Origin of the sequence: Bacillus nitratireducens (assembly GCF_036320425.1) — a bacterium.
Taxonomy (GTDB): domain Bacteria; phylum Bacillota; class Bacilli; order Bacillales; family Bacillaceae_G; genus Bacillus_A; species Bacillus_A nitratireducens.
Genome location: NZ_JAUMJO010000004.1, coordinates 341,326 through 353,386 on the forward strand (window position 1 = coordinate 341,326; position 12,061 = coordinate 353,386).

Below are 12,061 nucleotides of genomic sequence, written 5' to 3' on the forward strand. Positions count from 1 at the left end.
TGTTTTATGAGAAGTGCAAAAATGGTAGCGATTTATAGACTGTTATTAAGTCTTCTAGCGTTTAGTGCACTTATTACTCAATTTGTTACAAGGGCACAAGTGAAACCGTTCAATCCAGTTAACTTTTTTAGTTTCTTCACAATTGAAAGCAATATTTTAGTGGCGGTAATTCTACTATTAAGTAGCTTGGGGATAGCCACATTCGGACGTTCCGAGCAGTTTGGAGTTCTTCGCGGTGCAGCTACAGTATACATACTGACAACAGGACTTATTTATTTTTTGTTATTAAGGGGATTAGAAGAGTCACTTCAAACAGCGATACCATGGGTAAATACTGTACTTCATTACATCATGCCATTAGCGATGATTTTAGATTGGGTTATAAATCCACCTACGAAGACCATTACATGGAAACAGGCTGCGAGGTGGCTTGTTTTCCCGCTTTTATATGTTGTATATAGCTTAATCCGCGGTCCATTCGTGAATTGGTACCCATATCCATTTCTCGATCCGAGAATAGGTGGATATGGGAGAGTGCTTTTATATAGTATCGGAATAGCGGTTGTAATTGGAGCTATTTGCGGATTAGTAAAAATGTTAGGAAATCGATCTTTGCATATAAAAAATAATCCTCCTTATTAAAGAAGAAGTACATAAAGAAACCTCTGTCTGTATGTAAAGACGGAGGTTTCTCTGTTTTACCGACTTGTCTTCTGAAAGGACATCTTTAAAAATTTCTCTGTTTTCGTTTCAAACTCTACATCAACAAAAACACCATACTCTTTTCCATCTTCACGTAGCCATAATTTAAATTTTTCGACTGTTATTTGAACAGTTTTTGGTTTTCTACCAATATGAAGGTAATCGATAATCTCAGCTTTCGGATATTGTTCTTTCGTTTTTTCAACGGCTAGTTTACCCCACTTTGCGTATGGCGGCTGTGCGTGAACAATAGATGGACCAGTATATATATTTGAACAAGTTGTTATTAAAAAGATTATAAATGCTGTACGTACGAAAAATCTCTTCATAATAAACTCCTTTTATTCTTTTTTATATTGTGTGCATATATCTTCAAGCATATAAGCTTGGTTTTTTTTGTCTTCTTTACATAAAAGCTTCACATTTACAAAACATAACCATGAATTCATTACTGTGATTAAGGAGGGAAATATATGCGTCAAAAAGGTTTTTTGAAGATAGCAGTGCTACTTACTTTTATCGGCTTATCTTTAATCGTAAGTAGTATGCAAATAAAAAATGTAGAAGCCTTTTCTAATCAAGTGATTCAAAAAGGTGCATCTGGAGAAGATGTCATTGAATTGCAATCTCGTTTGAAATATAACGGATTTTATACAGGAAAAGTAGATGGTGTTTTCGGATGGGGTACATATTGGGCGCTTCGAAATTTCCAGCAAAAATTCGGATTGCCAGTTGATGGTTTAGCGGGTGCTAAAACGAAGCAAATGCTTGTAAAGGCAACGAAGTATGATAAGTCGATCGCTAATAAAGGGAACAGTGGTGGAGGTACACCGGAAAATAAGCCGCCAAAAAGTACAGGGACAAACGTTCCAAACGGTTATTCTCAAAATGACATTCAGTTAATGGCAAACGCTGTATACGGAGAATCCCGTGGTGAGCCGTATTTAGGACAAGTTGCAGTAGCTGCGGTTATTTTAAACCGTGTCACAAGTGCATCATTTCCAAATACCGTTTCAGGTGTAATCTTTGAGCCGAGAGCATTTACAGCAGTAGCAGATGGACAAATATATTTAACGCCAAATGAAAATGCGAAAAAAGCCGTATTAGATGCGATCAATGGATGGGACCCAACTGGGAATGCATTATATTATTTCAACCCAGATACTGCGACAAGTAAATGGATTTGGACTCGTCCACAAATTAAAAAAATTGGTAAGCATATTTTCTGTAAATAGAGCGGAGGTGGAAACATGTTACGAGGTATTATCATCGTATTGTTAACAGTAGGTGTAGTCGGAACAGGGTATTGGGGCTATAAAGAGCATCAAGAGAAAAATGCAGTATTAATTCGAGCGGAAAATAGTTATCAGCGTGCGTTTCATGATTTAGCATATGAAGTTGATTTATTACACGATAAAATTGGAACAACACTGGCGATGAATTCACGTTCCTCATTATCGCCAGCTTTAGTAGATGTATGGCGTTTAACATCAGAGGCTCGTTCTGATGTAGGACAATTACCTTTAACATTAATGCCATTTAATAAAACGGAAGAGTTCCTTGCGAATATCGGTGATTTCAGTTATCGTGCAGCGGTTCGTGATTTAGAAAAAGATCCGTTAAATGATCAAGAATATAAAACGTTACAAGGTTTATATTCAAATGCAGCAAATATACAAGATGAACTGAGAAAAGTGCAGCATCTTGTATTGAAGAATAATCTTCGCTGGATGGATGTAGAAATGGCTCTTGCGTCAAACAAAGATCCAGCAGATAACACAATTATCGATGGATTAAAGACGGTAGAAAAGAATGTAACATCATACTCGTCCACAAACTTTGGACCGACTTTTACAAGTGCACAAAAGAATAAAAAAGGCGGATTTGAAGCAAAAGGAAAGGCGATTTCGAAAGCGGAAGCGGAAAAAATCGCGAAATCATTTTTAAACTTAAAAGGGAATGAAAAAGTAGAAGTTGAGAAAAGTGGAAAAGGTGCAAAAGAATCATTCTACAGTGTGAAAATTCAAGATCCAGCAACGAACAATGAGTATTATATGGATATTACCGGAAAAGGTGGATATCCAATTTGGGTAATGAACAACCGAGAAATTAAAGAACAAAAAATCAGTTTAAATGATGCTGGAAGTAAAGGATTGACGTTTTTAAAGGATCACAAGTTTACAAATATGGAGCTATATGATAGTTCTCAATACGATAATATCGGTGTATTTACGTACGTTGTAAATGAAAATGGGGTGCGTATTTACCCAGAAGCCATCCAAATGAAAATTGCTTTAGATGACGGATCAATCGTAGGGTTTTCTGCGAAGGAATATTTAGCATCGCATCAAAAACGAACAATCCCTAGTGCGAAGCTATCCGCTTCAGATGCGAGAAAGAAAATAAACCCTGATGTAAAAGTAATGGAAGAGCGAAAAGCTGTAGTAGTAAACGACTTGCATAATGAAGTGCTATGTTATGAATTTGTTGGTACTTTAGGGAAAGATACGTACCAAATTTTCATTAACGCAAATAACGGAGCAGAAGAAAAAGTGAAGAAGATGCAAGCTGTCGAAAAAATTTATGATTAAATATCAATGATAAAGTGGTGAACATAATGAAAAGCATTATATATTTGTTAATACTTTGTTTCGTTATAACGGGCTGTAGCATTGGAAAGAAAGACAACCCTAATGAAAATCCAGAACAAAAAAATGTCTCGATGAAAAATGTTTCGTATACGAATAAAGCAAATAAGCCAAATGAAAAAGCTGCGGATCATTTAGCATCTTTAGCTGCAAGTATACCTGGTGTGAATGATGCGACGGCAGTTGTAGTTGGCAAGTATGCTGTTGTAGGTATTGATGTAAAAGCGAAACTTGATCGAACTCGAGTTGAGTCGATTAAGTATTCTGTTGCAGAAAGTTTAAAGAATGACCCGAACGGTGCAAATGCAGTTGTTGTTGCAGATGTCGATACGTATGAACGACTAAAACAATTAGGGAAGCAAATTAAAAAAGGTAAAACTGGTGAAGGTATACTTGATGAATTAGCAGCAATTGTCGGCCGTGTAATGCCGCAAGTTCCAAATGATCTGATTGAAAATAAAGAAACGGATCCGATTAAAGATAATGACAAACAATTACCGAAAGATGAAGAACAAGAACTTCGAAAAGAACAAGATGATCAGTCAAATAACCATTTGAAAAAATAAGGAAAATCCCGTACTGAATTGTACGGGATTTTCCCTTAAAATTAAATATTCAGTTTATTTTTAAAGGAAAATATGGTTTAATAATGATGGGAGGGACAACTGTTATGATGAAAAAAAGCGCATTTATATTATGTGGTTTATGCCTAAGTTTCAGTGTGACAGCGTGTGAACAGAAGAAAGAAGTGAAAAAGCAAACAGCTACATCTTCTACAATAACGGAAAATAAAAATCAAAAATCTATTAATGTAAATCATTTCTCAAATATTAATGAAGGAATGACATATTTAGAAGTGAGAGATTTAATTGGTTTTGAAGGGAATTTGCTCATAGAAGAAGGGGAAGAACATACTACACGAATTAAACAAATTTTTGCTTGGAAAGGCAGCGATCCAAAATCATTTGCTGAAATAACATTTTTGGATGGAAAAGTGCATTCTAAAACACAGCAAGGTTTAAGTTAACAACTCGAAGGAATGGGAGAATTAAACATGAACATACATACAGGGGAAATACAATTAGTTCCGTATAAGGAGCAGTATAAAGAGATAATACAATCATTTACTTTACCAAGTGAACAAGTGCAATTCACAGCGAATCCAGGTGAATTACTGGAGAAAGCGAAAAATGATCGAACTAAAAATGTAGTTGTTATTTTGGACTATAGCGGAGTACCTGTCGGTGTTTTTGCATTACAAACGGGTGACAGAGTACAGGAGTTTACAGAAAATAAAGATGCCATACTTTTAACTTCTTTTTCTGTTAATCACAATAAACAAAGAAAAGGATATGCTAAAAAATCATTGGCGTTATTACAATACTTTGTAAAAAATTATTATCCAATAATAAATGAAGTAATTCTTGCTGTAAATGAAAAAAATATTCCGGCACAAAAGTTATATGAGAAAGTTGGATTTCAAGATAAGGGGTTTAGAAGAATGGGGCCAATCGGACAACAATTCATATTACATTTACCTATAACGACATAATAAGATAACAAAGCTTACTCTTGAAGAAAATCATGTAGTAAGTTTTTTTATTACATGATATGTTAGAAAAATCAATGCAAATATCCGAGGAATATGAAGATGTAAATATATCTGATTTTTTAGGACTGTTAAAATGTGAGGTGTATTGTTATGACAATTTATATTGCACTACTACGAGGAATTAATGTCGGTGGACATAAAGTAATCAAAATGTTGGATTTGAAAAAAGCCTTTGAATCAATTGGGTTAAAAAAAGTGAAAACATATATTCAAAGTGGAAATGTAGTGTTTGAGTCAGAGGAAGGAATAAGTTTTCTAAAGGAACGAATTGAATGTGAAATTAAAAATGTTTTTGATTTCGATGTGCCAGTCATGTTAAGAACAAATGATGAATTTACTAATATTATTAATAAGTGTCCTTACGAGGCCCAGTCATTATTAGCAGGAGAGAGTGTATATGTGGCCTTTTTAGCCAATCCACTTTCTGAAGAAGATAGTAAGCAATTACTTATGTACAAAAGTGAAATAGAAGATTGCCATATTGAAGGCGGAGTAGTGTATTTGTTTTTCAAAAAAAGCATTCGGAATTCTAAATTAATGAACCAGTTTCAAAAATTACATACGCCAGCTACGGTAAGGAATTGGCGAACTGTGAATAAGTTAAAAACAATAGCGGAAGATATGTATTAAAAAAGTGGTTTTCTATTTACAGAAAACCACTTTTTTATTTATATTGTTTTGCGACAATGAGTTCAACTATAGGATAAATAAAGAATGAAGAACAAAGTGCTATAAATAGGGGAAGGTTTTTTACACCATCCAAATTGGAACCCATAGAAAATCCTTCTGACCAGAATAATATAAGAAACATAACAGCTACAAGAACAAAATACGCGATTTTAAAGCTTTTATATGTAATTTGTTGTCCCATCTCATCTTGACTTTCTTCTGAAACGCCGTGAAGATCTCCCCATGTAATATGATTGATGAGGTAACTAAGTATTAAAGCACTTGTGAATATTGTTCCACCTAAAATCGCACCTTCAGTAATGTATTTATAAGCACCATGTATAAATACTCCGAGTAATGATAAAACGATTGTTATTAAAATGAATTTTTTATGATTCATATTAGAACAACACCTCCTTCTTTGTAAAAAACTCTTTACATCCATAGTATAAAATTGGAAAAGTATCATGTCAAATACTTTTTACATGAAAGGTGAAGGTATATAGTATTTTGTTTTAAAGATAAATAAAAAATTACATCACATTTGAATGTAAAAGAATAGGCTCGCATATATTTGGAAGGGATGTCAGATTAATTTAGGGGGTAGTTATGTCTATACTTTTAAAAGCTGGTGCAGATGCAGGAAATAACGGTTTGAAGTTAATGGTGAAAGGGCAGGACCCTATTTTTATCCCGAGTATTTATTCTTTATATATAGGAGAGCCTACAGGACTGTTAGATGAGGGAGATGTATCATTATCAGAATTAGAGAATTACATTGATGTGACCATTAGTTCTCCATCGCTAATGTTAAATAATGTACGATACATCGTTGGAGAAAAAGTGATTCAAGATCAATTAAAAGGTACTGAAGTGGAGAAGAAATCAAATAAATCAACAGATGAATTAATGGTTATTACAATCCTTTCCGGTTTAGCAATAAGTGCTATGCGTCAAAGTCCAACATCAAGTCACATTAATATTCGTTATGATTTATCGGTCGCTCTTCCTATGCAGCTTATTACACAAGAAATAGCTGCTGAAAATGCAAAACGTTATATGGGAAATCATAAGGTTGTTTTCCATTATCCGAACGGACGGGATGTTACGATTAATGTTTCTATTGAGTTTTGTAAATGCCTACCTGAAGGCGCTTCTGGGACGTGGGGCATTGTATATGATGAAGAAGGAAATGTTGTGAAACATAAAATAGAATGTGAACAAAATCAAGTTTCAGAAATTGATTTTGTTGATAAAACATTATTATCTTTTGATATTGGCGCGGGGACAACCGAAGAAGTTGTTTCGTTAGGGGTAAATTTCCGTCCGCAATTAAGTAAAGGATTATCGTACGGTGTAAAAGAAACGTTACTACAAATTATTACAAGATGGAATCGGAAATATCCTACGAAAACAATTGATAGCATTACAGAATTTAACCAAATTTATTTAAATGAAAAACACCCGAGAAATGCATTGTTAGTTGAGGAATCGCAACCAGCGTTTTTAGGTTTAGCTGCACGTGTCGCAACAGATATTATTAACAAAATTGATGATATGAAAGACGATCCATATGTATTTATTTATGGTGGGGGCGCAGTTATTATTAAAAATAGCTTGAAAATGATTTTAAAACAAAAAGGACGCTTGAAAAATGTAATTTTTGTAGATAACCCGTTATTTACAAATGCTCGTGGGTTATTAGTATACACATGCTCGCCAAAATATAGAGAGCATAAGCAAAAAGAGTTAGGGTTTACAAACTTAACGATAAGTTAGTTGGTGGAAGTATGCGATCTAGGCGATATAAACGTGGTGATCGAGTGAAAATTAATATTAATAAATCAGTATCGCCTGAAATGATTGCTTGGCTTAATAAACAATCTAATCCAACTAATTTCTTTTTCTTTGCAGCCCAGCAATTATTTAAACAAGTAGGAGATATTGATGTATCAAAAACCTTGCCAATTAGCCATGTTTTTTCTTTATATGTAGAACCATCATCTCTATTAAAGGTTGAAATGAATCCATTTAAAAACGTACCATTAGAAAATAGTAAATCCACCGAAAATGCAAAAAAAAAATCGTGGGAATCTGTTGATCAGTTAGATTGTCCATTTTTTTAAACATAGAAAAAAATAGGTAGAGCCCATCACTATACATAGGAATACAGTGATGGGCTTTTGTTATTGTATCGTAATTTCTATAAAGTGAAACTATAATCAGTGGGGGGGTTGTTCATCCCCACTGATTATTAGCCCTCACCAAACGGGAGTTTTACTACCCACAAATAACGGGATAAATAGAAGGGGACAAAACAATTTGTGCCCTTTCTAAAAGTTATCCTTATCTTATATAGGATATATGTTCTGAAACTGCTTTGATAATTTTATCCCAGTCATCGGGGTGATTCTCATGTCCTGTACCTTCAAGGGTTAATAGCTTTGAGTTCGGAATTTCGTCAATAAGTGCGATTCCGTGTTCAAGTGGAAGAGCTGTATCGTCCGTACCATGAATTACTAAAGTTGGTACCAGTATTGATTTAAGTATACCCTCATAAGAATCATCACCTGTTAGGAGGGCGTGATTAAACATACTTAATAGATTGTTAGCACGTTCTATTTCTTGTTTTACTTGTTTCAAAGTTCTTGATTCATCAAATATACGCTTTGGTCCACAGAGTAGACGTGATCCTGTAACTAAATATTTCGCTATAACATCTTTATTTGTCCAATCTAAATTTGTACCATTAGCATGATGTGTCAAAATTCTTTCATCCATTGGAGGCAAATCACGAGTATTGTTATCAGATCCAATAACGCTTGTTGCTAGTAATGTTAAGGTCAAAATTCTTTCTGGGTGTTTTACTGCAGCAATTTGAGCAATCATACCTCCTAATGACATGCCCAGAAGGTGTGCCTTGTCAATATGATACGCATCGAGTACCCCGATTGCATCTTCAGCCATGTCTGCTACGGTGTAATTGGAAGTCCCAGGCTCATATGTAATAGAGCGCCCAACATCACGGTTATCATAGCGAATGACAAATCTTCCTGTGCTAGCTAACCTTTCACAAAATTCTTCATCCCAATAAACCATTGAACACGTAGCTCCCATAATTAATAATATTGCTGGGTTATTAGGATTGCCAAAGCTTTCTGTACATATATCAATACCATTTACTTTGAAAACTTGTTCACTCATAGCACACTCTCCGTTTCATTTAAAGGTCATTAATAAATAAAGAGAAATATAACTTTGGGTGTTTCTTAGGCGTAAATTAGATAGTATTTAAGTGAAATAAATGTTTTTTGCACTCATGATGCTTAATTAGTAGAGTAGCATAAATAGCACCTCCTAACATATTTATTGTCATTCAAGGCGGAAAATTTTGAAAAATAATTGTTTGTTATTACAATAAACAGCAAGGGGGAGAGGAAATGAAAGCAATTGTTATTGATCAATATGGTAATGTTGAAGAATTACAAGAAAGACAAGTTCCTAAACCAGTTGTTAAATGTAATGAAGTATTAATACGTATACAAGCAACATCTGTCAATCCTGTTGATTGGAAAATAAGAAAGGGGGACTTACAAGAAAAGTTGCGATTTTCATTTCCAATTACATTAGGATTAGATGTTGCTGGAGTAATTGAAGAAGTTGGAGAAGATGTGGACCATTTCAAAATAGGAGATAAAGTGTTTACGAAACCCGAAAATATAGGGAAAGGATCCTATGCTGAATACATTACAGTGAAATCAGATTTAGTAGCACAAATGCCAAATAATATTAGTTTTGAAGAAGCTGCGTCTATACCTCTTGCAGGACTAACAGCTTGGCAAAGTCTTGTGGATTACGCACAAATAAAAGAAAATGATCGAGTATTAATTCATGCTGGAGCGGGCGGAGTAGGGAGTTTTGCAATTCAAATCGCAAAATCATTTGGGGCCTTTGTCGCAACAACTGCAAGTAGTAAAAATGAAGAGTTTTTAAAGTCTTTAGGTGCTGACCTCATTATTGATTATAAAAATGAGAAATTTGAAGAGCTGCTATCAGATTATAATATTGTGTTAGATACAATTGGCGGAGAAGTGCAAGAAAAAAGTTTTCAAATTATTAAATCTGGTGGTGTTCTAGTTTCTATCGTTCATGAACCACTTCATGAAGTAAAGGGTATAAGATCAGGATTTTTATGGTTAAAACCAAGTGGAAAGCAATTAGAAGAATTAACTAGTTTGATCCAGGATGGAAAGATAAAACCGATTATTAGTAAGGTTGTTCCGTTTAGTGAACAAGGAGTTAGAGAATCTCATATTTTGAGTGAAAGTCAGCATACTAGAGGGAAAATTGTAATTACGATGGAATGATGTTTACATAAATACACGAGTGGTGACTATAAAAAATAAGAATTGTCACCACTCATATAAACTATAATTTTTGCATGACAAAAGTAATCGCATTCGTATTTAATTGAATGTGTGTACCGTTTCGTACAATATCATACGCTAATTTTTTTATTTCAACTTTTACTTCTTGCCATTCGGTATAAACGCCTTTTAGTGTACGTATCATTTCTTCCGTAGAAAGGTTAATTTCAATTAAAGCATTTAATTCTTGATTCGTTTTCAAGTCAATTTCTTGAATGTTAGAGTTAACTATTAAACAATTGATACCACCACTCTTTGTCCCATTTTTCATAGAGTGAAGCACTTTTTTTAAATCGTCTATTGATCTGACATGTTCTAAACTTGAAACTGCAACGATGTAGTCATAAGTATTAGGAGCAATATAGTAGTCTTCAATTGCTGCTTGTTCCGTTTTTATGTATTCAAATACACCATATTCTTTGCTATAAACTTGTAACTTCATTAAAGCCGAATCAAGTAGATCAACACAAGTAACAGTGCCGCCACTATTCATGATTTTTTGTGCAATCGGAATACTGTTTCTACCGACACCAGAGCCAAGGTCAAGTATTTGTAGGTCTTTCTGTCCTTCAAAATAGTTCAGCATGCCCATAACCGTTTTAACAGGTTTATACAGCCAAGATCCTGCTTCGAATAATTTGTATTGTTCATAGCAAAGATTGTGATACTTTTTCTCTTCTTGTCTTATGTAATCAATTCTGTTCATAGTATTTCAGCTCCAATAGTTTCATGGCGAAATGAATAGGTTGGACAACCTTTAACATTCATTTGAATTCGAAATATACCACCAGCATGTGGGTACTGCTTTAATTCCGCATCCGACATTCTTGTTCTGGCTGTTGTGATATATAAATCGGTCAAATTAGGTCCTCCAAATGTACACGACGTTACATATAAAGCAGGAATCGGAATACTTAAAATCTGTTTTCCAGTAAAGGGATTCCATCTAGTAATCTTCGAGCCTCCCCAATGTGCAATCCATAAACAACCTTCTACATCAATTGTCATACCATCGGGTATACCTTCATTTTCAGGGAAGATGATAACATCTGTTGGATTGCTAATTACACCAGTATGTATATCATAATGAAAACGGACTACTTTTTTTGTAGGTGTATCAATAAAATAAAGGTATGTATCGTCAGGAGACCATGCTATGCCGTTTGATGTATTTACATGTGATACCTTTTTCTCTACTTGGAGATTATTATTTAAAGAATACAAGGAACCGGCGCCACTTATACCATATAAATCAGTAGTGCCTGCCCAAAAGCGGCCAGCCGGATCGCATTTCCCGTCATTAAAACGATTTTCTATTAAATGTGGTTCCGGATCATAAATATGTGTAAGCTCTTCTGTATTTAGATTAAAAGAATAAAACCCTTTTTCTAGAGCTAAAAGTACTACATCATCTAGATACGGAACGACACAGCCGATTTGCTGATTGAGGGCAATCACTCGGTTTGAATTATTAGCGGGGGTATAAATGCATAGTTTTTTCTCCATAATATCAACCCAGTATAAAAGCTACTTTTTTTCATTCCAACATGGTCCTTCAGCTAAACTTGCTTTAGCATCTAAAACTAATTCTATATTACTGAACAAGATGTTCACCTCTCTTTATAAGATATTTATATAATTCGATAAGAATAGAGGTAAACCTTTTGTGAGAGATTATTAAGATTTGCAATGTCGAAAACAGACCTTTTCAAGTTATTAAAAAATGTATAAACACTGTGAGGAAAATGCATATGATGTTTTATGAGATTGTTTGCTTTTCGTGTAAAAATATATTCCGAGTATACGAAGGAAGTGAAAAATATAAGCGATTTAAAGAGAAACCGAAAGGGACATATTGTTGTGATGAGTGTAGCCACAGAATTCAATTAGAAGCGATAAAAAATTTTTTTAGGTAGTTTTATATTTTTGTTCAGAAAAAATTGACAATAAACACATAATAAATTATCATATGTAAAAATCAATATTTAAAATGGCATTGAAGA

At 34.1% G+C, this 12,061-nt stretch carries 15 protein-coding genes, 1 pseudogene and 1 other annotated feature (1 of these 17 cut by a window edge); of the genes and pseudogenes, 11 read left to right on the forward strand and 5 right to left on the reverse strand.

All coding sequences use genetic code 11. From position 1 onward, the window contains the following. Nucleotides 1-6: 6 nt before the first annotated feature. A complete protein-coding gene (locus Q3V31_RS17350) occupies nucleotides 7-642 on the forward strand; it encodes a Pr6Pr family membrane protein (protein ID WP_329765672.1) in 636 nt (211 codons plus the stop codon). Between the two features lie 56 nt (nucleotides 643-698). Here Q3V31_RS17350 and Q3V31_RS17355 read toward each other — a convergent pair whose 3' ends face one another. Next, nucleotides 699-1,031, reverse strand: coding sequence for a DUF3889 domain-containing protein (locus tag Q3V31_RS17355; RefSeq protein WP_090813510.1), 333 nt, complete (start codon nucleotides 1,029-1,031; stop codon nucleotides 699-701). A gap of 144 nt (nucleotides 1,032-1,175) precedes the next feature. Between Q3V31_RS17355 and sleB the strand changes: the two genes are divergently transcribed. The 6 genes from sleB to Q3V31_RS17385 all read left to right on the forward strand — a co-directional run bounded on the left by sleB (nucleotide 1,176) and on the right by Q3V31_RS17385 (nucleotide 5,592). Further along, nucleotides 1,176-1,937: a spore cortex-lytic enzyme gene (gene sleB / locus Q3V31_RS17360; protein ID WP_090813509.1), complete on the forward strand. Its 762-nt coding sequence runs from the start codon at nucleotides 1,176-1,178 to the stop codon at nucleotides 1,935-1,937. Nucleotides 1,938-1,952: 15 nt separating this feature from the next. Continuing rightward, a complete protein-coding gene (ypeB, locus tag Q3V31_RS17365) occupies nucleotides 1,953-3,293 on the forward strand; it encodes a germination protein YpeB (RefSeq protein WP_090813508.1) in 1,341 nt (446 codons plus the stop codon). Between the two features lie 26 nt (nucleotides 3,294-3,319). Beyond that, nucleotides 3,320-3,916: a YhcN/YlaJ family sporulation lipoprotein gene (locus Q3V31_RS17370; RefSeq protein ID WP_090813507.1), complete on the forward strand. Its 597-nt coding sequence runs from the start codon at nucleotides 3,320-3,322 to the stop codon at nucleotides 3,914-3,916. A 104-nt stretch (nucleotides 3,917-4,020) separates the two neighbouring features. Next, nucleotides 4,021-4,377, forward strand: coding sequence for a hypothetical protein (locus Q3V31_RS17375; protein WP_000976455.1), 357 nt, complete (start codon nucleotides 4,021-4,023; stop codon nucleotides 4,375-4,377). Nucleotides 4,378-4,404: 27 nt separating this feature from the next. Then, complete coding sequence (locus tag Q3V31_RS17380) at nucleotides 4,405-4,902, forward strand: GNAT family N-acetyltransferase (protein WP_001020891.1); 498 nt, start codon at nucleotides 4,405-4,407, stop codon at nucleotides 4,900-4,902. A 150-nt stretch (nucleotides 4,903-5,052) separates the two neighbouring features. After that, nucleotides 5,053-5,592, forward strand: coding sequence for a DUF1697 domain-containing protein (locus Q3V31_RS17385; RefSeq protein WP_000158259.1), 540 nt, complete (start codon nucleotides 5,053-5,055; stop codon nucleotides 5,590-5,592). Between the two features lie 34 nt (nucleotides 5,593-5,626). Here Q3V31_RS17385 and Q3V31_RS17390 read toward each other — a convergent pair whose 3' ends face one another. Next, a complete protein-coding gene (locus Q3V31_RS17390; protein WP_001015822.1) occupies nucleotides 5,627-6,031 on the reverse strand; it encodes a hypothetical protein in 405 nt (134 codons plus the stop codon). A gap of 209 nt (nucleotides 6,032-6,240) precedes the next feature. Here Q3V31_RS17390 and Q3V31_RS17395 point away from each other — a divergent pair, with 209 nt between their 5' ends. Next, a complete protein-coding gene (locus tag Q3V31_RS17395; RefSeq protein WP_000025615.1) occupies nucleotides 6,241-7,410 on the forward strand; it encodes a ParM/StbA family protein in 1,170 nt (389 codons plus the stop codon). Between the two features lie 11 nt (nucleotides 7,411-7,421). After that, nucleotides 7,422-7,757 (forward strand): hypothetical protein, encoded by a 336-nt coding sequence (locus tag Q3V31_RS17400; protein WP_001257769.1) that lies wholly within the window; start codon nucleotides 7,422-7,424, stop codon nucleotides 7,755-7,757. Nucleotides 7,758-7,977: 220 nt separating this feature from the next. On the opposite strand, the gene mleBCA is transcribed toward Q3V31_RS17400, so the two are convergent. Continuing rightward, nucleotides 7,978-8,835 carry a BCA family alpha/beta fold macrolide esterase gene (gene mleBCA, locus Q3V31_RS17405; RefSeq protein WP_071734467.1) on the reverse strand — a complete coding sequence of 286 codons (858 nt, stop codon included), beginning with the start codon at nucleotides 8,833-8,835 and terminating at the stop codon, nucleotides 7,978-7,980. Between the two features lie 236 nt (nucleotides 8,836-9,071). Between mleBCA and Q3V31_RS17410 the strand changes: the two genes are divergently transcribed. Next, the gene (locus Q3V31_RS17410; RefSeq protein ID WP_090813506.1) at nucleotides 9,072-9,998 is read left to right on the forward strand and encodes an NADP-dependent oxidoreductase; all 927 of its coding nucleotides are present in this window, start codon (nucleotides 9,072-9,074) and stop codon (nucleotides 9,996-9,998) included. A gap of 61 nt (nucleotides 9,999-10,059) precedes the next feature. Here the strand turns inward: Q3V31_RS17410 and Q3V31_RS17415 are convergent, their stop codons facing one another. Next, nucleotides 10,060-10,764, reverse strand: a complete 705-nt coding sequence (locus Q3V31_RS17415) for a class I SAM-dependent methyltransferase (RefSeq protein ID WP_001079478.1) — start codon at nucleotides 10,762-10,764, stop codon at nucleotides 10,060-10,062. Then, nucleotides 10,761-11,663 (reverse strand): annotated as a pseudogene (locus Q3V31_RS17420) (SMP-30/gluconolactonase/LRE family protein). Before Q3V31_RS17420 ends, Q3V31_RS17415 begins: the two are co-directional and overlap by 4 nt. 140 nt (nucleotides 11,664-11,803) lie before the next feature. Here Q3V31_RS17420 and Q3V31_RS17425 point away from each other — a divergent pair. After that, nucleotides 11,804-11,974: a DUF2197 domain-containing protein gene (locus Q3V31_RS17425; RefSeq protein ID WP_071734470.1), complete on the forward strand. Its 171-nt coding sequence runs from the start codon at nucleotides 11,804-11,806 to the stop codon at nucleotides 11,972-11,974. Between the two features lie 71 nt (nucleotides 11,975-12,045). After that, nucleotides 12,046-12,061, forward strand: a binding site (T-box leader) (it continues 241 nt past the right edge of the window).